Below are 24,032 nucleotides of genomic sequence, written 5' to 3' on the forward strand. Positions count from 1 at the left end.
GGTGGCGAAGGGGTACCGGGATTTTTAGCCAATCGGCGGGGTGCTGAACAGGTGCAGGTTTCACCAGAGTGAATAAAACCCCGACGAAGCCAGGGTCGGGTCAGGTGATGTTCGCGGGGTCGAATCGCGCGGAGGTGTTCATCCGAACGTTTCGCAGGGCCGCCGTTTCCAGGTGCGTCGCGTACAGGTTCTCCGAGAAATAGCTGATCAGCAGGGTGCGACGGCGCGCGCCGATGACGTTCAGGCTGCCCGCATGCACCAGGTCGACGTCGAACACCAGGATGTCGCCGGCCGAACCTGACAACTGTTTGGCGCGGGACTCGTCGTTGAAGTCCACTGGCGGCTCCCCTGGCCCGGGGCGATGGCTGCCGGGGACGAGGCGTGTCGCGCCGTTCTCGGGGCCATAGTCATCGAGGTAGGCCAGGGCGTTGGCGATGTCGCCGGGCCGCTGGGCCGACAAATCACGGTGCAACCGCTGATGACCGCCACCGGCAAGCGGTTCGCGACCCTCCACCTGGGAAAGGAAGAAGCGTTCGCCCACCAACTCGCCCACCACGGCCAGCAGCGCCGGCAGACGACACAGCGCCTGAACCCTGGCATCGACATCCAGCAGCGAGTGGCGCCAGTCCTGGCCGCGCGGCACCGGCCATTGGTCCGACGGCTTGACGCCCGCATCGAACACGGCGCGAAGCTCATCCAGCCACTGGGTCGGGATCGCTCGGCGCAGCAGCACAAAGCCGTCTCGATGGAGTTGTTCGCGGTCTGTCATGCGAATCCTTGCGCTCTTGAAAGTCCGTGGCCCGGATGAAATCCGGGGAACGCTCAACCGCCGCTCCCGGATTCCATCCGGGCTACGGGGCTGGGCTCAGCGTCGGCTCAGCGCCAGGCGGGCGGCGAACAGGACGAAGATCATGCCCGTGGTGCGGTCCAGCCACTTGATCACCGGTTCGCGGCGTAGCACATCGCCCAGCGCCCGGGTGGAGCCGATCAGGGCCAGGGACCAGATCAGGCTGAGCGCTACGTGGATGCCCACCAGGCCGAAGGTCCAGGCGACCAGCGATTGCGTCTGGGGGATGAACTGGGGCAGGAACGAGACGTAGAAGATGCCCACCTTGGGGTTGAGGACGTTGCCCAGCATGCCTTTGAGGAACCAGTTGGAACCCTGCTTGCGCCCGGTTTCGACGGGCGCGAGCGAGCTGCGCGGGCGCATCAGCATCTTCAGCCCGAGCCAGGCCAGGTAGGCGGCGCCGCAGTACTTCAGGAGGTTGTAGCCGAGTTCCGATACCGCCAGCAGGGCGCCCAGGCCAAAGGCCACGGCGGCACCCCAGAGCAGGCAGCCGGCGTTGATGCCCAGGGCGGCGCGCAAGGCCTGTTGGCGGCCTTCCACCGCCGCCGTTCGTAGTACCAAGGCGGTATCGAGGCCGGGCGTCAGCGTGAGCAGGATGGCGGCGAGGGTGAACGCGAGGAGGTTTTCCTGAAAGGGCATGGGCGGCATCTGCAAGGCGGAGTCCAGGCACGCTAGCACATGCCCGGCCGGACAACGATGCTCAGCGCAGGCGCAATGCCCCGCGCAGCGTCCCGCGGATCATCCGCGTCATCAGCTCGCGTCCTTGTTCCGCCGGCAGTTTGCTGGCATCCATCCATCGCGGCAGCTGGTTGAGCAGGGAGACTACGCTGGCCACCGCGGCTTTGCCGCCGGCGTCCAGGGGCTCGCTGGCGAGTTTTTGCAGCGGCTCCAGCAGGGTGTCTTCGTAGGCCTGGCGCAAGGCCAGGGCCTGCTCCAGGCGCTCGCCGGAGAGGCAGCGGGCTTCCTGTTCGGCCAGGCGGAAGTGCAGCCCCATGTCGCCGTGCAGGTCGAGGTGGGCGTCGATCAGCGCGGCCAGGCGTTGTGTCGGCTCGGCGTTGTGGCGGGCGATCAGGGCGGCGTTGTGCAGCAGCTGTTCGTAGAGTTCCTCGATGAACTCGAACAGCAGCGCCTCTTTGCTTTCCACATGGTGGTAGATGGAGCCGGCCTTGATGCCCAGCTGCATGGCCAGGTCGCGCATGCTCACCTGGCCATAGCCCTGCTCGGCGAACAGGGCCAGCGCCAGATGACGGTTTTCCAGGTAGCGGGAGCGGTGGACGGTGACGCCGAGCATGACGGTGGCCTCGCGATAGGCATGCGCTGGCACTTTAGCCAGCGCGGCTAGTAGGGCCTATGTCGAAAGCGCTTGGCAAGCTTGGCGTTTTTTTCCATTGATCGGCCATCAAGGCCGGAGTGATGGAGGATGCCGTGTTCTGATATGAATTGATGTGTTGAAATAATTCATATCAGTAGTAAGGTTGAGTCAGGTGTATTTCGTCCTGGAGAAACCATGAGCATTCCCGCCAGCCATGCCAGCCCCGATCTGCAGAGCGGCGAAGCCGGCCGCGTTGCGCTGAAGTTCTTCTTCAACCTGATGGACAAGTGGGGCTGCAACAACGAACAGCAGCGCACTCTGCTGGGTTCGGTCGGCAACACCACCTACTACAGCTACAAGAAGCTGCCCAACGTGCGCCTGCCCCACGACACCCTGGAGCGCATTTCCTACCTGATGGGCATCCACAAGTCCCTGCGCATCCTCTTCAGCAATCAGGAGGCGCGTGCCTACGAGTGGGTGCACAAGCCCAACAGCGCCGCGCCCTTCAACGGCCGTAGCGCCCTGGAGTACATGCTCGGCGGCCAGGTGGTGGATGTGGCCGATGTGCGGCGTTACCTCGACGGAGTGCGCGGTTGATGACCCAGGAACTGCTGGTGGAACGGATTCCGGAATGGAGCAAGGCCTATCGCCTGGTCAACAGCGCCTTCCCACCCATCGCCGTGTTCGAGGACACCCTCGACCCCGAGGATCTGGAACTGGCCTACGCCCTCGAGGCCATGACCAACGAGCGCTTGCGCGACCAGGCCGGTGAAATCACCCGCGTCGCGCCGGGGGACCGCGTCAGCGGGGCCGGCGCCACGGTGGTCATGGCGGTGTTCACCCATATCGGCCGCGCCAGTCGCTTCACCGATGGCAGCTTCGGCGTCTACTACTGCGCCAGCTCCCTGGACGCCGCCATCGCCGAAACCCGCTACCACCAGGAGCGTTTCTGGCGCGCGACCCAGGAGGAGAGCATCGAGATCACCCTGCGCGCCTACGTGAACAAGGTGGTCAGCCCGATGCTCGACGTCCGTGATCGCGCCGAACTGCACGACCCGGACCCGACGAGCTACGGCGCCAGCCAGGCCTTCGCCGGGTTGCACCGCAACGCCGGCAAGTGGGGCCTGCTGTACCGCAGCGTGCGCCTGCCGGGGCACGAGTGCGTGGCGGCGTTCCGCCCGCCGGCGGTAACCCTGCCGGTGCAGGGGCCGCACTTTCGCTACATCTGGGACGGCCGCGCCCAGCGCATCGATTGCGTGTTGAAAGTCAGCCAGGTGGGTTGAGCACCAAACTCGGAGCCTAGCCGCCGCAGGTTTCCGCGACCAACCCATCCACCACCGCCACCAGCGCCTGCTGCCGAGGCAGGCCCGCTTGCAGGGCTTCGCGGTAGCGCAGCAACTGGCGGTCGGCGCTGCTGCCGTAGCGCAGCACATGCCGGCCCCGGACGAAGGCCTGGCTGTCGCCTTCGGCCTCGGCAAGTGCGCCGAAGCAGGCGTGGGCCCGGGCCAGCCAGGTGCCGGCGGAGAGGCTGGCTTCGCCCGAGGCGTCGAGGAACATGCCATGAATACCGAAGCGCATGGCGCGCCAGTGGTTTTCCTTCAGCACCAGGCGCTGTAGCGGGGTGTCCTGCGGGTCGCCGTCGTCCTGGGTCATGGCCCAGCTGACCAGGGCGCGGAACAGCGCCACCACGCACAGGGCGTCCTCCACCGAGGGGCAGGCATCGGCGGCCAGCAGCTCCAGGCTGGGGAAACGTGGCGAGGGCCGCACGCACCAGGCGAGGTCGCCTTCCCGGCGTATCGAACCGGTGGCGAGCAACCACTGCAGATAGGCGGCGAAGGCCGGCTCGTCGGGGAAGTGCTCGGGCATGCCCCGGTGTGGCCACTGCCCAACGAGCGCCTGGCGATAGCTCATCAACCCGGTGGGGCGGCCGTTCCACAGCGGCGACGAACTGCTGAGGGCCATCAGCAGCGGCAGCCAGCCGAGCACCCGGTTCATCACCTGGATCCGGTCGATCTCCGGCGGCACCAGTACCTGCACGCGCATGCCGCAGACCAGGCTGCGGTGGGCGATCATCCGCTGGTCCTCGAAGAGCGGCTGGTAGTGCGGGTCGTCCGAGGGCACCTGTACGTGCCAGTTGGCGAAGGGGTGGGAGCCGGCGCACAGGGGCGCCAACTGGTGCTCGGCGGCAAGGGCCGCAAGGCGGGTGCGTCGCTCCAGCAGCCAGGCGCGGGCTTCGGCGATTTCCAGCAGGCTGGGTTGCGCCATGTCCAGGCGCACCAGGCTCTGGAACAGGTCCTGGCTGAAGCCTTCGCGGAACGCGCCACGGGCTGCCTGGAGGAAGGCCTCGGGCAACTGCGCGGGGAGGTTGCCACTGCGCTTGTCCACCAGGAAGAAGGTTTCCTCGACGCCGAAACCGGGTGCGAGTGGATCGTTGGGCATGCGGGGCGCCTCGATCTTGCCTTACTGGCAAGTGATGTACCCGCTGGTCCATGTTTCAAGGACCGTTTGTCTGCAAGGGCTCTGCAACGGGGTTGTCATGCGGTCGGGCGATTCTTTCCGATGAATAGCCGCCGGATGACATGTACGTGGCGATTTTCCCTGCTAGGTTTTTCAGTCCGGCCACTCGATTGGTGGGGATGACTGAGAATGAATAATTTGATGCTTCGCCAGGTTGAGGACACCTTGAACAAAATGAGCGTCAGCTTCCAGTTCGAGTGCTTGTGGGAGCCCGATGGCAGCTATTCCATCACGCTGCGCAACCAGCACCTGGCCATTCCGCGGACCAAGGTGGCCGGCATCAGCCAGCGCGAGCTGGGGGACCCGCAGCGCCTGGGCCTGGAACTGATGGACAGGCTCCTGGACGACTGATGAAGCGCACACCTGTGTCGCCGAAGCTGCAGGTCCTGCACCAGCCCTCCGGCAAGAACCCCAGGTCCCTCGAACGGGTCGGCGTGTACATGCTGATGGGCATGTTCATGCTGGGTATCTACGGCCAGTATTCCGGCCACGGCTCGGGTGCCACGCCACCCCAAAGCAAGCCGGCGAGTACGCCGGTGTTCGAGTTCCAGCGCCTCAGCGCCAACCCCGCCGAACGCACGGCGTCGTCCGGCCAGCGGCCGCAGCAGGGCAGTCGGGCGGAGCAAGAGCGACCGGCGCGGGTGCAGTTGTAGCGCTCGTTGAACCTTGCACGAAACCTGTACTTGTAGGATGGGTAGAGCAGAGCGAAACCCATCACTCCGAGCGTTGTACCCTGCATGGGTTTCGCTGCGCTCTACCCATCCTACCTAGCATCCAGAACTCACCAATCTCGCTCGGTCAGATCGCCAGGCATCCCGGTGCATGGTGCGTCCAGCCGCTGGCCTGTTCATAGGCATGGGCCAGTTGCAGCACCGCGAGGTCGGCCTGGTGCGGGCCGATGATCTGCAGGCCCATGGGCAGGCCGCGCTTGTCGAAGCCCACCGGCACGTTGGCCACCGGGCAGCCGGAGAGGGTGCCGGGGATCACCACTTCCATCCAGCGGTGGTAGGTGTCCATGGCCTGGCCGGCGATTTCCTTCGGCCAGTGCAGGTGCTTGTCGAAGGGGAAGACCTGGGCACTGGGCAGCAGCAGGTAGTCGTAGCGCTCGAACAACTGGCAGACGGCGCGGTACCAGTCGGTGCGCGCGGCCGAGGCGCGGGACACGTCCAGGGCCGACAGGCCGAGGCCGTTCTCCACTTCCCAGATGGCTTCCGGCTTGAGCTGCTCGCGCCTGACCGGATCGTCGTAATGGCTGCCGAGGGAACTGGCCACCTGCCAATGGCGCAGGGTGCGCCAGGTGTCCCAGAGCCGGGCCATGGGGTAGTCGGGCCGGGCCTCGTCGATGCTGCAGCCCAGGGCCTCGAAGTGTTTGAAGGCCGCGCGGCACAGGCCCAGCAGGCCGTCCTCCATGGCCAGGTAGCCGTCGAAGTCACCCAGCCAGCCGAGGCGCGCACCCTTGAAATCCCGTTGCAGGTCGCCGCTGAAGTCCTGTCCGGCAGTGTTGATGGACAGCGGCGCGCGGGCATCGCCACCGGCCTGCACCGACAGCAGCAGGGCCACGTCGCGGGTGTTGCGGCCCATGGGGCCTTCATAACCGAGCTGGTCGAGGAACAGGTCGGCGGCGTCGTCGAAGGGCACCCTGCCCTGGGAGGGGCGGAAGCCGATGATGTTGTTGAAGGCCGCCGGGTTGCGCAGCGAGCCCATCATGTCGCTGCCGTCGGCCACCGGCACCAGGCGCATGGCCAGGGCCGCCGCCGCGCCGCCGCTGCTGCCGCCGGCGGTGCGGGTGGGGTCGTAGGCGCAACCGGTGGCGCCGAACAAGGGGTTGTAGGTCTGCGAGCCGAGGCCGAATTCCGGCGTGTTGCTCTTGCCGATGATGATGGCGCCTGCGGCCTTCAGGCGTTCGACCATGATGCCGTCGCGCTCGGGGATGTAGTCGCGGTACAGCGGCGAGCCGAGGGTGGTGCGAATGCCCTTTGTCAGGGACAGGTCCTTCACCGCATGGGGCAGGCCGTGCATCCAGCCCTTGTAGTCGCCACGGGCCAGTTCGGCGTCGCGTTGGTCGGCCTCGGCCAGCAGGGTGTCGGCCGGCTGCAGGCTGACCAGGGCGTTCACCCTGGGGTTGAAGCGTTCGATCTGGTCCAGATAGGCCTGCATCACTTCGCGGCAGGACACCTGGCGCTGGCGGATGTGCAGGGACAGCTGGTGGGCCGGCAGTTGCACCAGCTCACTGATGGGGGCGTTCTTGCTCATGGTTCTGCCTTGGGCAAACGACGGGGTACGGATGGCCCCGCCCGGGGTGGGCGGGGCTTTGTGGTCAGCGCATCAGGTTGGTCCAGACACGGTCGGCCAGGCGGATGGCGCCTTCGCTGCAGGTCTTGCTGAAGAGCACCTTGGTGCCCGTGGGGATGTGCAGTTCCGGGGCGTCCTTCAGGCTGGCGTCGAGGAACGGCTCCACGCCCTTGATCGGGCTCTGGTGCTTGAGGAAGTTCTGCGTCAGCGCGGCGTTTTCCGGCTGGCTGAGGAAGGCGATGAAGCGCTTGGCGTTATCCGGGTTGCGCGAGCCCTTGGGGATCACCAGGTTGTCGACCCAGGCCATCACGCCTTCCTTGGGGTAGACGTAGCGCAGGCTGGGTTTCATCTCCCGGGCGCGCATCGATGAGCCGCCCCAGAACAGCGACATGTCGATCTCGCCGGAGGCCAGGTTCTCGCGGATGGAGCCGGCCTTGGAGCTGTAGGTCTTGACGAAGGGCTTCTGCGCCTTGAGCAGGTTCAGCACCTGTTGCATCTGCTTGGGGTCTTCGCTGCACAGCGGGATGTCCAGGTAGACGCTGGCGGTGTCGATCACCTCGCCGGCCGAGTCGAACATGTTGATCCGGCCCTGCAGCTCCGCCGGCGGCTGGAACAGCAGCGCCAGGCTGTCGGTCGGGCCCTTGTAGGTGGCGGTGTCCACCACGACGCTGGTGGTGCCCCAGATGAAGGGCACCGAGTAGCCACCTTCCGGGTCCCAGCTGGGCTTGCGCAGGTTGTCGACGACGCTGGCGTAGTAGGGCTGTTGCGCCGGGTCGAAGCGCTCCAGCAGGTTCTCCTGCACCAGGATCGGCACGAACTGATGGGAGGGGATGGCCACGTCGTAGCCGGTGCCGCCCTGCTTGAGCTTGGCCAGCAGGGTCTCGTTGGAGTCGTAGGAATCCACCGTGACCTTGATGCCGGTTTCCTTCTGGAATTTCTCCAGCAGCTGCGGCGAGAAGTAGCCGCTCCAGCTCACCACGTTGAGTTGGCCGTCGGCCTGGGCCGACAGGCTGAGGCCGAGCGCCAGGCCGGCGCCCAGGGTTTTCATCACTGCGTTCATGGGTTGGCTCTCCGATTCAGTGTTTTTTCTTGCCGAGCAGGTAGGACAGGGTCACGAACAGCACGGAAACCCCGAGGATCAAGGTGGAAACGGCGTTCACATCGGGCGTCACGCCCATTCGCAGCAGGCCGAAGATGAAGATCGGCAGGGTGGTGGTGCCGGCCTGGGAAACCATCATCGAGATCACGAAGTTATCCAGCGAGACGATAAAGGCCAGCATCAGCCCGGAGACGATGCCCGGCATCAGCAGCGGCAGGGTGACCTTGCGGAAGGTCCGCCACTGGCCGGCGTAGAGGTCGGCGGCGGCCTGTTCCAGGGACAGGTCCATGTCGTCGAGGCGGGCGCGGATGGGCAGGTAGGCGAAGGGGATGCAGAACACCGTGTGGGCGATGATCAGGTTGCCGTAGCCCAGCGACAGGCCAAGGGTGGAGAACAGCGCCAGGGTGGCGACGCCGACGACGATTTCCGGCAGCACCAGGGGCAGCATGATGGCGCCGATGGACAGGCGCATGCCCTTGAACCTAGCCCCCCGCGAGGTGCCCAGCGCCGCCAGGGTGGCGATGGCGGTGGCCGCTAGGCTGGCGCACACGGCGATCAGCAGGCTGTTGCCGGCGGCCTGGCGCAACGCCTGGTTGGCGAAGGCGGCGCGGTACCAGTCGAGGCTGAAGCCGGTCCAGATGGTGGCCGACTGGTTGGCGTTGAAGGAGAAGATCACCAGCACCAGGATCGGCGCGTAGAGGTAGAGATAGAACAGGAAGCTGAACCCGCCGAAGCCGGGGAAATCCTGCACGCCCAGGCGGGCCTTGCCGAACAGGCGCAACATCACACACCTCCGCGAGCGAGGCGCTGGCGTTCGGCACGCAGCGCATAAAGGGTCAGGACCAGCATCACCACGGCCATCAGCACCAGCGACAGGGCGGCGCCGAAGGGCCAGTTACGGGCATCGCTGAACTGCCGGAAGATCAGGTTGCCGAGCATCATCTTGGTGCCGCCGCCCAGCAGTTCCGGGGCGATCATGGCGCCCAGGCAGGGCACGAAGGTGAGGATGGCGCCGGCGAGGATGCCCGGCCGGGCGATGGGCAGCACCACCTTGCGCAGGGTGCGCAGCCGCCCGGCGTAGAGGTCCTGCGCGGCTTCCAGCAGGCGCATGTCCATCTTCTCCAGGCAGGCGTAGATGGGCAGCACCACGAAGGGCGCGTAGGTGTAGACCAGGCCCAGCAGTACGGCGCCGTCGGTGTAGAGCAGCTGCAGCGGCGCGTCGATCAGGCCCAGGCCCATCAGGCTGTTGTTGACCACGCCGCTGCCGCGCAGCAGGAGGATCCAGGCGTAGGTGCGGATCAACAGGTTGGCCCAGAAGGGCACGGTGATCAGGAAGATCAGCAGCCCACGCCGATGGGGCGGCTGCATGGACAGCCAGACCGCCACCGGGAAGCCCACCAGCAGGGTGACCAGGGTGGTGGCGGCGGCGATGCCCGCCGAGCGCAGGGCGATCACCAGGTAGGAATCGGCGAAGGCCAGGCTGTCGTCCAGCTGGCGCTCGAACAGCAAAGACAGGTAGGACTCGGTGCTGAACACGCGGTTTACCCCGCCGTAGGGGTTGGCCTCCATCAGCGAGTAGGCGACCACGATCAGGATCGGCAGGATCAGGAACAGGCCGATGGCGACCAGGGCGGGGGAGACGCCGAGGAAGCTCTGCATGGCCTGGCGGCGCGCCAGTTGCGCACCGGGCACGAAGGATGTCGGGTTCATGGTGTTTGGCCCTTTGCGGGTGATGGCTTCAATCCAGCAGCACGCTGGCGCTGTCCGGGTCGAGCAACAGGGCGGCGGCCTGGCCGGGACGGAAGCGCTGGCCCTGGCCGCCACGGTTGGGCGTGCGCACGGTCAGGCGGCTGCCGTCGCCGAGGCTGACGTGGTAGTGCAGGTCGGTGCCCAGGTAGACCTGGTTGTCGACCTGGCAGGGAATGGCGCCGTGCTGGGCCGGTTCCACCAGCTGCAGGCGTTCCGGCCGGATCGACAGGCTGACCGCCTGGCCTGGCTGGATGCCCTCGCGGGCGGCGGCGCGGAACGGCTTGCCGCCCGGTCCCTGGTAGACCGCCTGGCCGTCTTCCTCGTGCAGCAGGCGCGCCTCGATGAAGTTGGTTTCGCCGATGAAGTCCGCGACGAAGCGATTGCGCGGCCGCTCGTAGATTTCATCCGGGCGGCCCACCTGCTGTACCTGGCCTTCGGACAGCACGGCGATGCGGTCGGACATGGCCAGGGCTTCTTCCTGGTCGTGGGTGACGAAAATGAAGGTGATGCCGGTGCGCGCCTGGATGCTTTTGAGTTCTTCGCGCATGGCCTGGCGCAGCTTGAGGTCCAAGGCCGAGAGGGGCTCGTCCAGCAGCAGTACCTTGGGGTGGGGCGCCAGCGCCCGGGCCAGGGCCACGCGCTGTTGCTGGCCGCCGGAGAGCTGGCTGGGGCGGCGCTGGGCGAAACGCTCCATCTGCACCAGGGCGAGCATCTCGCGGACCCGCTCGGCCACCTGGGCGCGGCTCATGCGCTGGCCCATGGGGTGGGATTCCAGGCCGAAGGCCAGGTTCTCGGCGATGGTCATGTGGGGGAACAGCGCGTAGTGCTGGAACACGGTGTTGACCGGGCGCCGGAAGGGCGGCAGGTCGGCGATGTTGTCGCCGTAGAGGAGGATTTCCCCGGCGCTGGGGAACTCGAATCCGGCGATCATCCGCAAGAGGGTGGTCTTGCCGCAGCCGGAGGGGCCGAGGAGGGTGAAGAACTCGTTGTCGCGAATATCCAGGTCGATGTTCTTCAGGGCCACCGGCCCGTTCTGCGGATCACCGTAGACCTTGCGTACCGAACGAACCGATACCGCTGCCGTGGGCAGCGGAAGATGCACCGCATTCATTACTGCTTCTCCTGTTCCCCGTGGTTCGGGCGGCTCCCGATGTGGGTGGCCGGGCCCTTGGCACGGGCTTTCGATTGTTGTTCTAGGCAGTCCCGGCACGGCCGGGGCAACAGGGAAATGGTCGGGCGAGGTGGTTTTTTGTTCTGGCCTCGGGGTGGATCATCTGGCAGGGGCTGCGGCCTATAAAGCTCAATTTTCTTACATGTGGTATTAAGAAAACTAACAGCCAGACAGGTACACCGGGGTCCCATGTCCATCCGCCGCTTGCCACCTCTCAATGCCGTGCGCGCCTTCGAGGCCGCGGCCCAGCTCGGCAGCTACGTCGCCGCGTCCAGGGCCCTGCACGTCACCCAGCCGGCAATCGGCCGCCATGTGAAGCTGCTGGAGGAATGGCTGGGCGTGCAGCTGTTCGACCGTACCTCCCGTGGCGTCGAACTGACCGCGGCGGGCCGCCAGTACCACGCGCGGATCAGCGCGGCCCTGGCGCAGATCGCCGATGCCGGCGACGAGCTGGCCAGGCAGGGCACGGTGCGCTGGCTGAAGATCATCGCCGTGCCGGCCTTCGCCAAGCGCTGGCTGAGCCCCAAGCTGGAGGCCGTGAGCCGCATGCGGCCGGGGCTGAAGATCGTCATCGAACCGAACTCCAGCTTCACCGAAGTGGATGGCAAGAGCGCCGACCTCGGCATCGTCTATGGCATGCCGGGGGACTACCGCGGCGCCCGCGCGATGCTGATGCAGCCCCGGGTGTTCCCGGTGTGCTCACCGGACTACCTGGACCGACGCGGCCCCATCGGACGCGTCGAAGACCTGGCCCGGCACGACCTGATCCACTACGACAGCGAATGGTGGAACCTCTGGTTCGGCACCGTCGGCGTGGACATGCAGGTCAGCGCGGATGTGCTCTACGTCAGCAACGACCATGTGCTGGCCCTGGCGGAGGACGGTCGTGGCATCGCCCTGGCCAATGAGGTGCTGGTGCGCGAGGCGCTGGAGGAGGGCCGCCTGGTAAGGGCGCTGGAGGTGGAGGTGCCGCTGGAGAGCTATCAGCTGCTGGCGCCGCCGGGACCGCTCTCGGCGGATGTGGAATGGTTCCTGGAATGGATCTCGGCCACCCTGCGGGAGGAATTCCCGTAGGCCAGTCGTAGGATGGGTTGAGGGACGAAACCCATCAGGCGGAGTCGATGGGTTTCACGGGAGTTTTGCCGGACCTCGAATGGTGGACCGGTGAAGCGTGGTCCACCCGGATGAAGCCTGCCAGCGGGTTCCCTACAAACGGGTAGGAATATTTAGTCGGGTAGGGTGGATGGCGCTTTTTCCATCCACCAGCGGTGCTCTGCCGGAGCAACTGGTCACCGCGTCAGAAGCGCTCCGCCTGCCCCAGGTAGCGCCACTGCCCGGCCGGCACCTTGCCGATGGGTACGCCGCCGATGCGGATGCGCTTCATGCTCTTCACATGGAGGCCCACGGCCTTGCAGAAGGCCTTGATCACCCCGGGGCGGGGGTTTTTCAGGGCGAAGCGCAGGTGGGTCTCGTTCTGCCAGCTGGCTTTCACCGGCGGCAGGTCGCCGAGGCCGCGCTTGAGGCGTTCCAGGCCATTGGGCGCCATCTCGCCGGACACCTCCACCACGTATTCCTGCTCCAGCTTGCTGGCGTCCTCGTTGAGCTTGCGCAGGGTGCGCCAGTCCTGGGTGAGGACCAGCAGGCCGCTGGCATCGGGCTGCAGCGCCAAGGTGGTGGTCAGGCGGGCGAAATGGCTCCGGAGCAGGCGTACCTGGGCGCGGTCGTCCGGCCAGCGGCTGTCCGGGCTGAGCAGGCGTTGGGCGGCGTCGAAGTCCAGGCCGGCCGGCTGGTTCAACAGCAGCGTCATGGGCTCATGGGCGTCCGGCGTGGCACCTGGCAGCAGCGCCACGACCTGGCCGTCGGCCACCTTGAACTGGGCTTGTTCGACCACTTCGCCATCGACCGTCACCCAGCCGCCCTCGATGTAGAGCTCCGCTTCCCGGCGCGAGCAGCCGGTGAGTTCGATAAGGCGTTTGGACAAGCGGATGGGGTCGGTCATGGGAGCAGCCAGGGGAGGGGGAAGGCCGCAATGGTAAACCCAATCGCGGTGCAACTCACGGCAAGGGCGCAGGAATTCATCCCGGTACGGGCCGAACGGCGGGGTCGTCAGCGAATTGGCTCCTGTGGCCAGACGTCGCAATCCCGGGGCAATCCCCTGAACGAACTGGAAAATTCCCGGGGCTTTGGTCTTAACTTCGATTCCAAGCTCCCAAGGATGGCCCGGAGGCCCGAGATGATAACCGCGAAAGGACTAATTCTGGCGCTCAGCGCCACCAGCCCGCTGGCCATGGCCGATGAAGGCCCGTCCTTCGATTGCGCCAAGGCCCAGGGGGTCGAGAAGCAGGTGTGCCAGAGCGCCGAGTTGAGCGCCATGGACCGGCGCTTGGCGGAGGTCTACAAGAAGTCCCTGGCGGCCACCGACGCGGCCACCCAGAAGCGCCTGCGCGCCGAGCAGCGCGGCTGGCTCAAGGCCCGCGACGAGTGCTGGAAGGCCAGCGACCAGAACCAGTGCCTGACCCTGAGCTACCAGATGCGGCTGGTGGAATTGCAGATCGAGTCCGGCGCGGTGGTGGCGCCCAAGCCCGTGGAGTTCGTCTGCGGCGATAACCGCAAGCCGTTCACCGCGGTCTTCTACAACGACCTCGAACCCAACGCGGCGGTGCTCACCTTTGCCGGCGACCAGTCGATCGCGATCATCCAGCGCGCCGCCAGCGGCGCCCACTACAGCAACGATGGCGTGGACTTCTGGGAACACCAGGGCGAGGCCAAGGTGGCCTGGTACGGCACCCAGATGACCTGCAAGGTGGCGAGCTGAGTGCAGCGCGCCACCTCGGTTCAGGCCTTCGGGGCCTTTTCCCGCGCCAGCTTGTCCACCGCGTTCTGCAGGCGCTCGAGATCGGCGCGCAGACGCAGCAGTGCCTCGCGGCGGTCGTGCAGTATTTCCTTGGCGTAGCAGTGGCCGGTCAAGCCGCGCAGCAGCAGGGCGCTGCCCAGGCCGATATTCAGCACGCCCCGCAGCCCGCCACGACGCAATCCGCGCTGGGCCATCAGCAGGCCGCTGACGATGGAGCCCGCGCGCTCCCAGCCGTGAACGTTCTGTTCGTAGGCCGGGCCGATGATCTGCCATTGGTTGTCCATGGTACGAATCCTCCCACGTTGGTTAGGCTCTGTACGAAAAGTACCTGCGCTCGGTGATGCTGCGTTAAAAACAGGCTCAGAATGCTCATTTACAACTCGTAAACTCCGCTTCTTCGCCTGTTTTTGCCTTGCCTGACCGTCGCTCGGAGACTTTTAGTACGGACCCTGGAAACTTGACCGGCCGGCGCGGGTACGCGTTCAGCCGGGGGGATGAGCGGTCAGCTCCGGGCCTGGTCCTTGGTGGCCTTTTTGGCCGGGCTCATCAGGTACACCGTGAGGATGAAGCGCGCCGGCAACAGGGACAGCAGCCCGAGCATGCCCAGCACCGCCACCAGGGTGACGCCACGGGGCCCAGCGAAAGATTGGGGATTGACGGATTTCGCGCAAATAGCGGTTGGATTCGTTTTCTTCAGCCATGCTTGTGCCCTCGGACGTTCGACGGACGACCGGACGGCTGGAATACCCGGCCGCTCAAGCATGCACGGTAGCGAGGGAGAGAGGAAAGATGGGCGATAAACGGGTGATCGCGCTCACGGGGGCGAGAGAACTGCTGGATGTGTTGATTCGCGCGGCCCTGGTGGCCGTGCTGGTGGTGTCGTGCTTCGAGATTTTTCGGCCCTTCATGAACGTGATGCTCTGGGCGGTGATCCTGGCCATCACCCTTTACCCGCTGAACCAGCGGCTGGCGGCCATGCTGGGTGGGCGTTCGGGTAGGGCGGCGACCTTGCTGGTGGTGGTGGGACTGGCCGGGCTGATCACGCCGCTCGGCTTTCTCGGCGCGTCCATTGCCGAGTCGGTGCAGAACAGCATGCACAGTGTCCAGGGCCACAGCCTGGAGATCCCGCCGCCACCGGTGAGCGTGCAGGAGTGGCCGGTGGTGGGTGAACCGCTGTTCCGCATCTGGACCCACGCGTCCAGCGACCTGGGCTGGGTCTGGCAGCAGGTGTCGCCCCACGTCAAGGACGTGAGCAAGACGGTGCTGACGCAACTGGCCGGGGTGGGTGCCGGGGTGCTGGTGTTCATCTTCGCGCTGCTGATCGCCGGACTGATCATGGCCAATGGCGAGGGCGGCAAAGGCACGGCCGTGGCTATTGCCACGCGCATTTCCGGCCCCGAGCGTGGCCCGGAGCTGGCCGAGCTGTGCACCGCCACCATCCGCGCGGTGGCCCAGGGCGTGGTGGGCATCGCGTTCATCCAGATGCTGCTGATCGGCGTGGGCCTGGTGGTCAAGGGCGTGCCCGCCGCCGGGTTGCTGGCGCTGGCGGTGCTGATCCTCGGCATCATGCAGCTGCCGGTGGCCCTGGTGACCATTCCGGTGATCATCTACGTGTTCGCCCAGGAGGGTGTCGGCGCGGTCACCATCGCCTTCGCCGTCTGGACCTTCATCGCCGGGCTGTCCGACAACGTGCTGAAACCGATGCTGCTCGGCCGTGGCGTGGCGGTGCCGATGCCGGTGGTGCTGATCGGCGCCCTGGGCGGCATGGTCACCAACGGCATCATCGGCTTGTTCATCGGCCCGGTGATTCTCGCGGTGGGCTATGAACTCTTCATGTCCTGGGTACGCCAGCCGCTGGCGGCCGACAGCCCGGAGGCCAGGGCGGAGACGGCGGCGATAGAGGCGACTGGCGAAGCGGAGGCGGTGCAGACCTGACGGAACCGGCCGCCAAGGCCATGCCCGGATGCACAACCGGGCATGGCCTTGGGGCGAGCACTGCTCTAAGCTGCCGGCCTTCTTTCCGAACCCGCGATCAAGGCAGGCCATGAGCATGACTTCGAAAGACCCCCTGCATGGCATCACGCTGGAAAAGCTGCTCATCGAACTGGTGGACCACTACGGCTGGGACGGGCTGGCCAAGCGCATCGATATCCGCTGCTTCAAGAGCGACCCCAGCATCAAGTCCAGCCTGAGCTTCCTGCGCAAGACGCCCTGGGCCCGGGAAAAGGTCGAAGCCCTGTTCATTCAGATGCGCCAGGGCTGAGCCCCGCCAGCCTTAGCCAATCGAGGAATCCCCATGGCCACTTACGACGAACTCTTCGCCATCGGTGAAAGCTTCGAGGCTTTCGTCGCCCACGGGCTGCCGGTGGAAATCGAGGCGGTGCGGGCCGTGCAGCGCAAGCTGGCCGAGCCCGGCGCGATCAGCCAAGGCACCTGGCAACGCCTGCAAGCCCTGGAGGGCAGCTACCAATTGCTGGTGGCGGGCGAAATGTGGTGCCCGGACTGCCAGATCAACATTGCCGTCATGGATCACCTGCGGCGCGCGCAGCCGCGCATCGCGCTGGCGATCATCACCAAGGGCCGTGCCGAGGATGAGCTGAAGGAGCGCCTGGGCCTGGAGCGCATCCCGATTCCGCTGGTGGCGGTGCTGGACGCCGACTTCCAGCTGGCGGGCCGGTTCGTCGAGCGGCCCCGGGACGTGATCGAGGGTGGCGATGCCTTGAAACCGGCCTATCGCGCGGGGGACTACCTGGACAGCACCGCGCGGGATCTGCTGGCGATCTTCGAAGCGGCCCGCTAGCGAGCCGCCTGAAGCCGCCGCTGCGCAATCAGCTGGCCGCGCCGAATACCGGGCGGAAGAAGCTGCGCTCGTAGCTGATGATGCAACGGGTCTCTTCCGCGTACTGGAAGGCTTTGATGCAGGCGGGGTCCTTCATCGAGTCCTGGCGGTAGCGCTCGTACTCGGCGAGGCTGGGGAAGCTGAACAGGGCCAGGGCGATGTTGTTGGCGCCTTCGGACGGCAGGAAGTAGCCGTGGTGCTGGCCGCCGAACTTCTCCACCAGGGGAATCCAGAGCTTGGCGTAGTGTTCGAACTCCTTGAGCTTGTAGGGATCGAGGACGTAGTTCAGGTAGCAGGTGACCATTGGGGTTCTCTTTGCAGGGGGAGTCGCGCCGTCGATCATCGCCCTGATTGCAGGGCCAAGGCCAGCGCGAAACAGCCCCGCAAGCTCCATCGCCCTGGCTGGCGGACCCCGTCATAATGGCGCCCCTTTGCGCCGAGCCAACCGAGCGGGACATTCCATGTCGTTTACCGAGCTGTTTCTCCTGGGCATTCCCGCCGTCCTGCTCACGGGCATTTCCAAGGGGGGCTTCGGTGGCGCCCTGGGCGGTATCGCGGTGCCATTGCTGGCGCTGATGATGCCGCCCACCCAGGCGGCGGCCATCATGCTGCCGATCCTCTGCATGGCCGATATCACCGGGCTGCGCCGTTTCTACGGCAAGTGGGACCTGGCCAACCTGAAGATCATGCTGCCCGGCGCGCTGCTGGGCGTGCTGATCGGCACCCTGAGCTTCGGCCTGCTCAGCGAGCGAATGATCGGCCTGATGATCGGCGGCATCGCCATCGCCTTCTTCCTGCTCAACGTGCTCAACGCCGCCGCCAAGCAGGCGCCCAGCAGCCCCAGGCTGGGCAAGGGCACGCTGCTGTCGGGCATCGCCGGCTTCACCAGTTTCGTCGCCCATGCCGGCGGGCCACCCATCATGATGTACCTGCTGCCGCAGCAGATGGACAAGGTGCGCTACGTCGCCACGGTCAACTGCTTCTTCCTGCTGACCAACGCCATCAAGCTGGTGCCCTATGCGCTGCTCGGGCAGTTCAGCGCCAGCAGCCTGACCGCCAGTCTGGCGCTGGCGCCCATCGTGGTGATCGGGGTGTGGCTGGGTATCTGGCTGCAGGGGCGGGTCAACCATACCTGGTTCTACCGCATCGCCTGGGCCGGGCTGCTGGTGACCGGCGTGCAGTTGATCGTGCAGAACCTGTAGACGGTATTGGGGGCCAGGGGTAACGTCTCGCGCTTCTCTTCGGCATGAAAGGAGTCCTGCCCCATGAGTGATTACCTGCGCCAGAACAAGGCCAACTGGGACCAGCGCGCCCCCCTGCATGCGGCCTCCCGTGGCTACGGCGCCGAAGCCTTCGTCAGCGATCCCGCGTACCTCTCGGATGTGGTGCGTTTCGACCTGCCGCGCCTGGGCGGCATCGCTGGCCTGCGGGGCGTGCACCTGCAATGCCACATCGGCACCGACACCTTGTCCCTCGCCCGTCTTGGCGCGCGGATGAGCGGCCTCGATTTCTCGCCGGCATCGCTGGAGCAGGCGCGTTTGCTGGCGCAGCGCTGCGGGGCGGAGATCAGCTACGTGGAATCGGACCTGTACGCCGCCGACCAGGTGCTGCCGGCCGGCGCCTTCGACTTCGTCTACACCGGCATCGGCGCGCTCATCTGGCTACCGCGCATCGACGACTGGGCCCGGGTGGTTGCCGCCTTGCTGAAGCCGGGAGGGCGGCTGTTCATTCGCGAAGGGCACCCGATGCTCCTGGCGGTGAACGAGGCGCGGGAAGATGGCCTGGTGATCGAGTACCCCTATTTCGAATGCGCCGAGCCCGTGGCCTGGGATGACGACCGCACCTACGTGGACACCGATACGCCACTGACCGCCACCCGCACCTATGAGTGGAACCATGGCCTGGGTGAGATCGTTTCGGCGTTGTTCCGACATGGCCTGCAACTCAGCGCCCTGGAGGAGCACGACAGCCTGCCCTGGGAAGCCTTGCCGGGGCGAATGGTGGTGGACGGGGCAGGGGAGTGGCGCCTGGCGAAGGACCGCTGGCGGTTGCCGCTGAGCTACACCTTGCAGGCGGTGAAGCGGGCCTAGCGCCCGCCTGTTCTCGCGCGCAAAAAAAGGTCGCCACGGCGCAACTACGGGGGGAGGTTGCGACCGTGGCGACTCCAACTGTCCTCTGCAAGGGGACAGTTTCTACCCTAGTCCATGACACGTGACCCTGCGTGGGCCTTCCATCGGGTGAGTGCCCGCAGATGTAACGCCACTTGTCGTGGCCGCCCGGGCGCGTGGATCGCCCGGCGGCTGCTATAAGTCTGGATGGACGGTTTCGGGGGGGGAATCCAGATGGACGTGGCGGCAATCCTGGGCAAGCGGGAGTTGGAGGCGGGGAATGGGGGCATGGCGCCGGCGGGGCAGTTCAACCTGTTGCGCTGGTTCTCACTGCTCAGCCTGGTCATCATCGGGACCGTGGCCATCGGCATAGGCACGGTGTCCACGCGCTTTCTGGTGAGCGAGAGCCTGGAGCGCGATGCCATGCTCTCGGCGCAGTTCATCCAGACCCTGGCCCTGGGCGAGATGCGCCACCACGGCCTGGAAGGCATGGACATGGGCGACGTGCTGGTGCCCCATCACTACGGCATGCTCACCAAGGATGCGGCGGCGAGCCGCGAGCGCGCTCGATCGGAGTTCCTCGACCACCTTTCCCATGTGCCGGACTCCCTGCTGGCCACCATCTTTTCCCCGGACCGCAAGGTGATCTGGTCCACCAACCCCGAGCTGGTGGGGCAGCAGATCGACGACGACGAGGCGTTGGACGAGGCCTTCGAGTCCGGCGGTCGGATTTCCGCCGAGTACCAGGACGTGGAGGAGGGCCGGGTGGAGCAGAAGTTCCTCCGCCCACCGAAGATGTTCTTCATCGAGAACTACATCCCGCTCACCGACGAACAGGGCCAGGTCAAGGCCATGGTGGAGATCTACAAGGAGCCGGTGGACCTGATCGACCGGGTCAACCGCGGCTACCGGATGATCTGGCTGGCCACCGTGATCGGCGGTCTGCTGATGTACTTCGGCCTGTACTGGATAGTGCGGCGCGCATCGAGGCTGCTGGCGGCGCAGCAGGCGCAACTGGTGGCCAACAGCACCTATGTGGGGTTGGGGGAAATGTCCTCGGCCGTGGCCCACAGCCTGCGCAACCCGCTGGCGTCGATCCGTTCCAGTGCCGAGCTGGCGCAGGAAATGGAGGGGCCGCAGGCGCGCAAGTGCATCGACGACATCATCACCCAGGTCGACCGCATGTCCGCCTGGGTGCGCGACCTGCTGCTCTGCCTGCGCCCCCTGCAGGGCGACTCGGAGAAGGTCGAACCCATGGAAGCGGTGCGCGCCAGCCTGGCCAACTTCGACCAGCAGCTGGCCAGGTCGAACATCCAGGTGGTGTGCAGCGACGCCGAGGCGCCCGCCGTGGTCAGCCATCAGCTGCTGCTGGCGCAGGTGCTCAACAGCGTGATCGCCAATGCCATCGAGGCCATGCCCGGGGGTGGCTGCCTGAGCATCACGGCAACGCCCGACGCCGGCGGCCAATGGCTGCACCTGGCCATCGAGGACACCGGCAAGGGCATGTCGCGGCAGCAGGAAATGATGGCCTTCAAGTCCTTCTACACCACCAAGCAGGGCGGGCTGGGCATCGGCCTGATCATGGTCAAGCAGATCATGGAACGCTTCGGCGGCAAGGCCAGCCTGAGCAGCCGCGAGCACCAGGGCACCCGCGTGTGCCTGAGCTTCAAGGTGGCGGCGCAGGATTCGTAGGATGTGGCGGGCGGCGTTCCGCTTGAGCGAAGCGATACCCATCAGCTCTGCCACGGGCAGCATGGGTTTCGTACCTCGCGGAACGCCGCCCGACCCATCCTACGGGGGGCATCGCGATGGGTGTCATGCCTTGCGCGCGTAGCTCTGGGTGAGCATTTCCCACTGGTGCCCGTCCGGCTCGTTCCAGTAGACAATCGCACCGCCGTGGCTGCGGTCCACCTGGTGGTCGACGGGGCCGTGCACCGCGCTGCGGTAGGGAATGTCCGCCGCCTGGAGACGGCCGAGGATGGCGTCGAAGTCCTCGACACCCACCCGGAAGCAGAAATGGATCAACGGGAAGGGCTCGCCCCATTCATCGAAATCCAGGGTCAGCCCGTCGTTCAGGTATACCGGCGCGAAGGGCCCGATGCCGGTTTCCGACCAGGGCACGCCGAGCAGTTCCGCCAGCATCCTGGCCGAGCGCAGTTTGTCGCGGGCCGGCACCATCAGGTGATCGAGTTGAATGGCCATGGCGACCTCCCGGCAGATTTGCGCCTTGCTCTCGAACTAACTGCAGCGCAGAACCGCCTGGCACGCCAGCTCGCCAGACCAGCAGCGGCCAGGTTCAGTCGCGCCGCCACCAGCCGGCCAGGCGCTGGCGCCAGCTGGTGGTCTGTGCTTCCGGTGGCTCGGGCCAGTGGGTTTTCTTGGCCTCGCATTGCACGATGCCCTTGGTGCCCAGCCGTAGACGCCAGCGCTGTGCGGAGGAATGGGACTGGCCGGGTTCGGTATGCACCAGCAGCAGGTTGTAATCGTGCTGCCGCTCGATGGGATGCGCCTGGATGGAGGCGAACGGTTCGGCCTCGTCGGCACAGACGAACAGTTGGCGCTTGCTGGCCAGGATCATCTCGCAGAGCCGTTCGCAGTCCAGGGTCAGGCGCTCCTGGATCTCGTCCTGCTCCAGCGCCGCTTTCTCGAGCGTGAGCCGCGAGCGGTAGCAGATGATCTGCCGCTCTTCGTTGCTGGCCCACTTGCCGGAGTGTTCCAGTACCTGCCGGGTTAGCTCGGGGAGTTTCCGGTAGTCCAGCCAGACCAGTTGCTGGGCCATCAGCTTCTTCGTATAGGGCATCAGCAGGCGGATCTTCCAGCGCGGCTTGCCCTTGCGCATCCAGCGGGTAATGGCACTGATCATGTCGTCGCGCAGCAGGTCGCGGAGGGCGTAGATCAGCGCGATGCCCAGCAACAGGGCGAGGGACAGCTTCTGGCTGGCGTCGCGGGCGTTGAACAGGAAGTAGGTGAAAATCGACATCACCAGCGTGGTGGACGCCGCCTTGACCAGCTTATGGGTTCCCGGGCCCAGCTCGGTGATCCGCGAGCGCAGCAGCACCGGATACTCCAGCAGCCGGTGATACAGGCTCATGCGGTTCCAGACGCGGGTCGGCGTGCCGTGGAAGTCGCTCAGGTACCCGCGCTCCTTGCGGTGCTTGAATTCCTGGCGCAGGAAGTCGGCCATCGACTGCCTGAGTTCCTCGTCCAGGTTGGCGAAGCCGTCCAGGGCCTGGCTTTCCAGCAGAAACTGCTCGGCATACCAGGAGAAATAGACGTCCATCTGGCGGAAGTAGCGCAGCTGCTTGCTTTGCTGGGGCGTGGACTTGCGCAAGCGTTGCGCAAAGTTCTGGCTGAGGCGCAGGGCGCGGCCGATCGGTTCCGCCGTGGCCCCCGAATTCTGCAATTGCTGGCGTAAGCGGTCCATCGAGGCCTGGTACTGGAAAAACCAGGACCCGTACATGATCTCGAAGTGGGGCGAGAGCAGCGAGAACGCGGTGTTTTCGGCCTTGCTGGCGCGGTCCTTGGCGGGCAGGCCCAGCAGGCCGAAGCGGTGCGTCAGGGCGCCGAAGAAGAACTGTTCCTCGGCCAGGGTCCTGGCGGAAAAGTTGCTTTCGTGAGGGGTGAACAGATACAGCTCGACCTGGTGCCGGCCGGGTTTTTTCAATGTGCGAGTCAGCTGCAGGCGGTAATCGCCCTTGCGCTTCAGTGAAAACACGATTCCCCCCATCACAGTTGGCCCGGCGGCAGGATACCAAGCTTTCCAGCGGATGATCCCACGTCCGCTAGTGCTGTTCCCCGGCACGCTTGAGCAGCTTCTTGCAACGCTCGGAAAGGTGCACCACCCGCAGGTGTTTGCCGGCCTTGGCGTAGCGCTCGCGCAGGGTCTTCAGCGCGGCGATGGCCGAGTAGTCGACGAAGCTCAGGTGGCGGCAGTCCAGGGTTACCTGGGCGGGGTCGCCGGCCGGGTCGAACTGGTTGAGGAAGGGGGTGGAGGAGGCGAAGAACAGCGTGCCGTGCAGCCGGTACAGCTTGCTGCCGTCGGCTTCCACATGGCTGTCGGCGTAGAGCTCGCGGGCGTGGTGCCAGGCGAAGTTCAGGGCGGCGATGACGATGCCGCAGAGCACGGCGGTTGCCAGGTCGGTGAACACGGTGATCACGGTCACCGCCGCGATTACCAGCACGTCGTTCAGCGGCACCTTGCCGGCCACCCGCAGCGAGCCCCAGGCGAAGGTCTGCTGCGCCACCACGAACATCACGCCCACCAGCGCGGCCAGAGGGATGCGCTCGATCAGCGGCGAGAGGAACAGCACGAACAGCAGGATCATGACCCCGGCCACCACGCCCGAGAGCCGGCCACGGCCACCGGAGCTGAGGTTGATCACGGTCTGGCCGATCATGGCGCAACCGCCCATGCCGCCGAAGGCACCGGAGACGATATTGGCCGCGCCCAGGGCCACGCATTCGCGGTCCGGGTAGCCACGGCTCTCGGTGATCTCGTCGGTGAGGTTGAGGGTCAGCAGGGTTTCCAGCAGGCCCACCATGGCCATCAGCACCGCGTAGGGCGCGATGATCTTCAGGGTTTCCAGGGTCCAGGGCACTTCCGGCAGGGACAGGGCCGGCAGGCCGCCGGCGATGTGGGCCATGTCGCCAAGGGTGCGGGTCGGCAGGCCGAGCAGGTAGACCGCAAGGCCGACACCGAGGATCGCCACCAGGGCCGGCGGCACCGTGCGGGTCAGGCGCGGTAGCAGGTAGACCACGGCCATGGTCAGCGCCACCAGCCCCAGCATCAGGTATAGCGGCGTGCCGCTGAGCCACTCCTCACCGGTCTTGAAATGCTCCAGCTGGGCCAGGGCGATGATGATCGCCAGGCCGTTGACGAAGCCGAGCATCACCGGGTACGGCACCATGCGCACCAGCTTGCCCAGACGCAACACGCCGAAGGCGATCATGATCAACCCGCCCAGCAAAACGGTGGCCAGCAGGTACTCGACCCCGTGCTGCACCACCAGCGCCACGATCACCACCGCCATCGAGCCCGCCGCGCCGGACACCATGCCGGGGCGGCCGCCGAACAATGCCGTGAGGGTGCAGATGATGAAGGCGCCATACAGGCCCATCAGCGGATTGAGGTGGGCCACCAGGGCAAAGGCGATGCATTCGGGAACGAGGGCGAAGGACGTGGTGAGTCCGGCCAGGATGTCGGCGCGCAGACGGGCTGGTTTCATGTCGTACCTGAGGTGCAGG

27 protein-coding genes are annotated in these 24,032 nt (G+C 66.1%); 12 read left to right on the top strand and 15 right to left on the bottom strand.

What is annotated here, in order from left to right:
• Positions 1 to 100: 100 nt before the first annotated feature.
• The 3 genes from PCA10_RS11655 to PCA10_RS11665 form a co-directional block, all read right to left on the bottom strand.
• Positions 101 to 769 carry a phytanoyl-CoA dioxygenase family protein gene (locus PCA10_RS11655; protein ID WP_016492280.1) on the bottom strand — a complete coding sequence of 223 codons (669 nt, stop codon included), beginning with the start codon at positions 767 to 769 and terminating at the stop codon, positions 101 to 103.
• Between the two features lie 96 nt (positions 770 to 865).
• A complete protein-coding gene (locus PCA10_RS11660; protein ID WP_016492281.1) occupies positions 866 to 1,486 on the bottom strand; it encodes a LysE family translocator in 621 nt (206 codons plus the stop codon).
• Positions 1,487 to 1,547: 61 nt separating this feature from the next.
• Complete coding sequence (locus PCA10_RS11665; RefSeq protein ID WP_231866622.1) at positions 1,548 to 2,171, bottom strand: TetR/AcrR family transcriptional regulator; 624 nt, start codon at positions 2,169 to 2,171, stop codon at positions 1,548 to 1,550.
• Between the two features lie 183 nt (positions 2,172 to 2,354).
• Here PCA10_RS11665 and PCA10_RS11670 point away from each other — a divergent pair, with 183 nt between their 5' ends.
• A complete protein-coding gene (locus PCA10_RS11670; RefSeq protein ID WP_016492283.1) occupies positions 2,355 to 2,756 on the top strand; it encodes an MbcA/ParS/Xre antitoxin family protein in 402 nt (133 codons plus the stop codon).
• Positions 2,756 to 3,442 carry an RES family NAD+ phosphorylase gene (locus PCA10_RS11675; RefSeq protein ID WP_016492284.1) on the top strand — a complete coding sequence of 229 codons (687 nt, stop codon included), beginning with the start codon at positions 2,756 to 2,758 and terminating at the stop codon, positions 3,440 to 3,442. The genes PCA10_RS11670 and PCA10_RS11675 overlap by 1 nt, the downstream gene beginning before the upstream one ends.
• 16 nt (positions 3,443 to 3,458) lie before the next feature.
• On the opposite strand, the gene PCA10_RS11680 is transcribed toward PCA10_RS11675, so the two are convergent.
• A complete protein-coding gene (locus PCA10_RS11680; protein ID WP_016492285.1) occupies positions 3,459 to 4,598 on the bottom strand; it encodes a YbdK family carboxylate-amine ligase in 1,140 nt (379 codons plus the stop codon).
• 219 nt (positions 4,599 to 4,817) lie between these two features.
• On the opposite strand from PCA10_RS11680, the gene PCA10_RS11685 reads away from it, so the two are divergent.
• Together PCA10_RS11685 and PCA10_RS11690 are read left to right on the top strand one after the other, a co-directional pair.
• Positions 4,818 to 5,027, top strand: coding sequence for a hypothetical protein (locus PCA10_RS11685; RefSeq protein ID WP_051148031.1), 210 nt, complete (start codon positions 4,818 to 4,820; stop codon positions 5,025 to 5,027).
• Positions 5,027 to 5,329 (top strand): hypothetical protein, encoded by a 303-nt coding sequence (locus PCA10_RS11690; protein ID WP_016492287.1) that lies wholly within the window; start codon positions 5,027 to 5,029, stop codon positions 5,327 to 5,329. The genes PCA10_RS11685 and PCA10_RS11690 overlap by 1 nt, the downstream gene beginning before the upstream one ends.
• A 145-nt stretch (positions 5,330 to 5,474) precedes the next feature.
• On the opposite strand, the gene PCA10_RS11695 is transcribed toward PCA10_RS11690, so the two are convergent.
• The 5 genes from PCA10_RS11695 to PCA10_RS11715 all read right to left on the bottom strand — a co-directional run bounded on the left by PCA10_RS11695 (position 5,475) and on the right by PCA10_RS11715 (position 10,927).
• Positions 5,475 to 6,929, bottom strand: coding sequence for an amidase (locus PCA10_RS11695; RefSeq protein WP_016492288.1), 1,455 nt, complete (start codon positions 6,927 to 6,929; stop codon positions 5,475 to 5,477).
• A 64-nt stretch (positions 6,930 to 6,993) separates the two neighbouring features.
• Positions 6,994 to 8,028 carry an ABC transporter substrate-binding protein gene (locus PCA10_RS11700; protein WP_016492289.1) on the bottom strand — a complete coding sequence of 345 codons (1,035 nt, stop codon included), beginning with the start codon at positions 8,026 to 8,028 and terminating at the stop codon, positions 6,994 to 6,996.
• A 16-nt stretch (positions 8,029 to 8,044) separates the two neighbouring features.
• Complete coding sequence (locus PCA10_RS11705; protein ID WP_016492290.1) at positions 8,045 to 8,851, bottom strand: ABC transporter permease; 807 nt, start codon at positions 8,849 to 8,851, stop codon at positions 8,045 to 8,047.
• Positions 8,851 to 9,777: an ABC transporter permease gene (locus PCA10_RS11710; RefSeq protein ID WP_016492291.1), complete on the bottom strand. Its 927-nt coding sequence runs from the start codon at positions 9,775 to 9,777 to the stop codon at positions 8,851 to 8,853. The genes PCA10_RS11705 and PCA10_RS11710 overlap by 1 nt, the downstream gene beginning before the upstream one ends.
• 28 nt (positions 9,778 to 9,805) lie before the next feature.
• On the bottom strand, positions 9,806 to 10,927 hold the full coding sequence (locus tag PCA10_RS11715) for an ABC transporter ATP-binding protein (protein ID WP_016492292.1): 1,122 nt from the start codon (positions 10,925 to 10,927) through the stop codon (positions 9,806 to 9,808).
• Positions 10,928 to 11,176: 249 nt separating this feature from the next.
• Here PCA10_RS11715 and PCA10_RS11720 point away from each other — a divergent pair, with 249 nt between their 5' ends.
• A complete protein-coding gene (locus PCA10_RS11720; RefSeq protein ID WP_016492293.1) occupies positions 11,177 to 12,061 on the top strand; it encodes a LysR substrate-binding domain-containing protein in 885 nt (294 codons plus the stop codon).
• Positions 12,062 to 12,284: 223 nt separating this feature from the next.
• Here the strand turns inward: PCA10_RS11720 and PCA10_RS11725 are convergent, their stop codons facing one another.
• The gene (locus PCA10_RS11725) at positions 12,285 to 12,986 is read right to left on the bottom strand and encodes an rRNA pseudouridine synthase (RefSeq protein ID WP_016492294.1); all 702 of its coding nucleotides are present in this window, start codon (positions 12,984 to 12,986) and stop codon (positions 12,285 to 12,287) included.
• Between the two features lie 234 nt (positions 12,987 to 13,220).
• Here PCA10_RS11725 and PCA10_RS11730 point away from each other — a divergent pair, with 234 nt between their 5' ends.
• Complete coding sequence (locus PCA10_RS11730) at positions 13,221 to 13,802, top strand: MliC family protein (protein WP_016492295.1); 582 nt, start codon at positions 13,221 to 13,223, stop codon at positions 13,800 to 13,802.
• Positions 13,803 to 13,822: 20 nt separating this feature from the next.
• Here PCA10_RS11730 and PCA10_RS11735 read toward each other — a convergent pair whose 3' ends face one another.
• The gene (locus PCA10_RS11735; RefSeq protein ID WP_016492296.1) at positions 13,823 to 14,125 is read right to left on the bottom strand and encodes a YgaP family membrane protein; all 303 of its coding nucleotides are present in this window, start codon (positions 14,123 to 14,125) and stop codon (positions 13,823 to 13,825) included.
• 505 nt (positions 14,126 to 14,630) lie between these two features.
• Between PCA10_RS11735 and PCA10_RS11740 the strand changes: the two genes are divergently transcribed.
• The 3 genes from PCA10_RS11740 to PCA10_RS11750 all read left to right on the top strand — a co-directional run bounded on the left by PCA10_RS11740 (position 14,631) and on the right by PCA10_RS11750 (position 16,641).
• Positions 14,631 to 15,776, top strand: a complete 1,146-nt coding sequence (locus PCA10_RS11740) for an AI-2E family transporter (protein WP_016492298.1) — start codon at positions 14,631 to 14,633, stop codon at positions 15,774 to 15,776.
• A gap of 109 nt (positions 15,777 to 15,885) precedes the next feature.
• Positions 15,886 to 16,104: a VF530 family protein gene (locus PCA10_RS11745; protein ID WP_016492299.1), complete on the top strand. Its 219-nt coding sequence runs from the start codon at positions 15,886 to 15,888 to the stop codon at positions 16,102 to 16,104.
• Between the two features lie 33 nt (positions 16,105 to 16,137).
• Complete coding sequence (locus PCA10_RS11750; RefSeq protein ID WP_016492300.1) at positions 16,138 to 16,641, top strand: thioredoxin family protein; 504 nt, start codon at positions 16,138 to 16,140, stop codon at positions 16,639 to 16,641.
• Positions 16,642 to 16,669: 28 nt separating this feature from the next.
• Here PCA10_RS11750 and PCA10_RS11755 read toward each other — a convergent pair whose 3' ends face one another.
• A complete protein-coding gene (locus PCA10_RS11755; RefSeq protein ID WP_016492301.1) occupies positions 16,670 to 16,984 on the bottom strand; it encodes an NIPSNAP family protein in 315 nt (104 codons plus the stop codon).
• Positions 16,985 to 17,141: 157 nt separating this feature from the next.
• On the opposite strand from PCA10_RS11755, the gene PCA10_RS11760 reads away from it, so the two are divergent.
• From PCA10_RS11760 to PCA10_RS11770, 3 genes are all read left to right on the top strand, one after another.
• Positions 17,142 to 17,882, top strand: a complete 741-nt coding sequence (locus PCA10_RS11760; protein ID WP_016492302.1) for a sulfite exporter TauE/SafE family protein — start codon at positions 17,142 to 17,144, stop codon at positions 17,880 to 17,882.
• Between the two features lie 63 nt (positions 17,883 to 17,945).
• Positions 17,946 to 18,770, top strand: a complete 825-nt coding sequence (locus PCA10_RS11765; protein WP_016492303.1) for a class I SAM-dependent methyltransferase — start codon at positions 17,946 to 17,948, stop codon at positions 18,768 to 18,770.
• Between the two features lie 252 nt (positions 18,771 to 19,022).
• Positions 19,023 to 20,480 (top strand): sensor histidine kinase, encoded by a 1,458-nt coding sequence (locus PCA10_RS11770; RefSeq protein WP_041770227.1) that lies wholly within the window; start codon positions 19,023 to 19,025, stop codon positions 20,478 to 20,480.
• 123 nt (positions 20,481 to 20,603) lie between these two features.
• Here the strand turns inward: PCA10_RS11770 and PCA10_RS11775 are convergent, their stop codons facing one another.
• The 3 genes from PCA10_RS11775 to PCA10_RS11785 form a co-directional block, all read right to left on the bottom strand.
• Positions 20,604 to 20,990 carry a VOC family protein gene (locus tag PCA10_RS11775; protein ID WP_016492305.1) on the bottom strand — a complete coding sequence of 129 codons (387 nt, stop codon included), beginning with the start codon at positions 20,988 to 20,990 and terminating at the stop codon, positions 20,604 to 20,606.
• A 94-nt stretch (positions 20,991 to 21,084) separates the two neighbouring features.
• Positions 21,085 to 22,503 carry a hypothetical protein gene (locus tag PCA10_RS11780; protein ID WP_051148067.1) on the bottom strand — a complete coding sequence of 473 codons (1,419 nt, stop codon included), beginning with the start codon at positions 22,501 to 22,503 and terminating at the stop codon, positions 21,085 to 21,087.
• Between the two features lie 67 nt (positions 22,504 to 22,570).
• Positions 22,571 to 24,013 (bottom strand): SulP family inorganic anion transporter, encoded by a 1,443-nt coding sequence (locus tag PCA10_RS11785; RefSeq protein ID WP_016492307.1) that lies wholly within the window; start codon positions 24,011 to 24,013, stop codon positions 22,571 to 22,573.
• Positions 24,014 to 24,032: the final 19 nt, after the last annotated feature.

It is taken from the genome of Pseudomonas resinovorans NBRC 106553 (assembly GCF_000412695.1).
Taxonomy (GTDB): Bacteria; Pseudomonadota; Gammaproteobacteria; order Pseudomonadales; family Pseudomonadaceae; genus Metapseudomonas; species Metapseudomonas resinovorans_A.

Bases quoted from the DNA above. Each gene is read 5' to 3' on its own strand.
- PCA10_RS11700 (WP_016492289.1), bottom strand. From the start codon at position 8,028: ATGAACGCAGTGATGAAAACCCTGGGCGCCGGCCTGGCGCTCGGCCTC.
- PCA10_RS11715 (WP_016492292.1), bottom strand. From the start codon at position 10,927: ATGAATGCGGTGCATCTTCCGCTGCCCACGGCAGCGGTATCGGTTCGT.
- PCA10_RS11755 (WP_016492301.1), bottom strand. From the start codon at position 16,984: ATGGTCACCTGCTACCTGAACTACGTCCTCGATCCCTACAAGCTCAAG.
- PCA10_RS11685 (WP_051148031.1), top strand. From the start codon at position 4,818: ATGCTTCGCCAGGTTGAGGACACCTTGAACAAAATGAGCGTCAGCTTC.
- PCA10_RS11680 (WP_016492285.1), bottom strand. From the start codon at position 4,598: ATGCCCAACGATCCACTCGCACCCGGTTTCGGCGTCGAGGAAACCTTC.
- PCA10_RS11770 (WP_041770227.1), top strand. From the start codon at position 19,023: ATGGACGTGGCGGCAATCCTGGGCAAGCGGGAGTTGGAGGCGGGGAAT.
- PCA10_RS11690 (WP_016492287.1), top strand. From the start codon at position 5,027: ATGAAGCGCACACCTGTGTCGCCGAAGCTGCAGGTCCTGCACCAGCCC.
- PCA10_RS11730 (WP_016492295.1), top strand. From the start codon at position 13,221: ATGATAACCGCGAAAGGACTAATTCTGGCGCTCAGCGCCACCAGCCCG.
- PCA10_RS11750 (WP_016492300.1), top strand. From the start codon at position 16,138: ATGGCCACTTACGACGAACTCTTCGCCATCGGTGAAAGCTTCGAGGCT.
- PCA10_RS11735 (WP_016492296.1), bottom strand. From the start codon at position 14,125: ATGGACAACCAATGGCAGATCATCGGCCCGGCCTACGAACAGAACGTT.
- PCA10_RS11775 (WP_016492305.1), bottom strand. From the start codon at position 20,990: ATGGCCATTCAACTCGATCACCTGATGGTGCCGGCCCGCGACAAACTG.
- PCA10_RS11725 (WP_016492294.1), bottom strand. From the start codon at position 12,986: ATGACCGACCCCATCCGCTTGTCCAAACGCCTTATCGAACTCACCGGC.
- PCA10_RS11655 (WP_016492280.1), bottom strand. From the start codon at position 769: ATGACAGACCGCGAACAACTCCATCGAGACGGCTTTGTGCTGCTGCGC.
- PCA10_RS11670 (WP_016492283.1), top strand. From the start codon at position 2,355: ATGAGCATTCCCGCCAGCCATGCCAGCCCCGATCTGCAGAGCGGCGAA.
- PCA10_RS11760 (WP_016492302.1), top strand. From the start codon at position 17,142: ATGTCGTTTACCGAGCTGTTTCTCCTGGGCATTCCCGCCGTCCTGCTC.
- PCA10_RS11785 (WP_016492307.1), bottom strand. From the start codon at position 24,013: ATGAAACCAGCCCGTCTGCGCGCCGACATCCTGGCCGGACTCACCACG.
- PCA10_RS11740 (WP_016492298.1), top strand. From the start codon at position 14,631: ATGGGCGATAAACGGGTGATCGCGCTCACGGGGGCGAGAGAACTGCTG.
- PCA10_RS11745 (WP_016492299.1), top strand. From the start codon at position 15,886: ATGAGCATGACTTCGAAAGACCCCCTGCATGGCATCACGCTGGAAAAG.
- PCA10_RS11765 (WP_016492303.1), top strand. From the start codon at position 17,946: ATGAGTGATTACCTGCGCCAGAACAAGGCCAACTGGGACCAGCGCGCC.
- PCA10_RS11720 (WP_016492293.1), top strand. From the start codon at position 11,177: ATGTCCATCCGCCGCTTGCCACCTCTCAATGCCGTGCGCGCCTTCGAG.
- PCA10_RS11705 (WP_016492290.1), bottom strand. From the start codon at position 8,851: ATGTTGCGCCTGTTCGGCAAGGCCCGCCTGGGCGTGCAGGATTTCCCC.
- PCA10_RS11660 (WP_016492281.1), bottom strand. From the start codon at position 1,486: ATGCCCTTTCAGGAAAACCTCCTCGCGTTCACCCTCGCCGCCATCCTG.
- PCA10_RS11695 (WP_016492288.1), bottom strand. From the start codon at position 6,929: ATGAGCAAGAACGCCCCCATCAGTGAGCTGGTGCAACTGCCGGCCCAC.
- PCA10_RS11710 (WP_016492291.1), bottom strand. From the start codon at position 9,777: ATGAACCCGACATCCTTCGTGCCCGGTGCGCAACTGGCGCGCCGCCAG.
- PCA10_RS11675 (WP_016492284.1), top strand. From the start codon at position 2,756: ATGACCCAGGAACTGCTGGTGGAACGGATTCCGGAATGGAGCAAGGCC.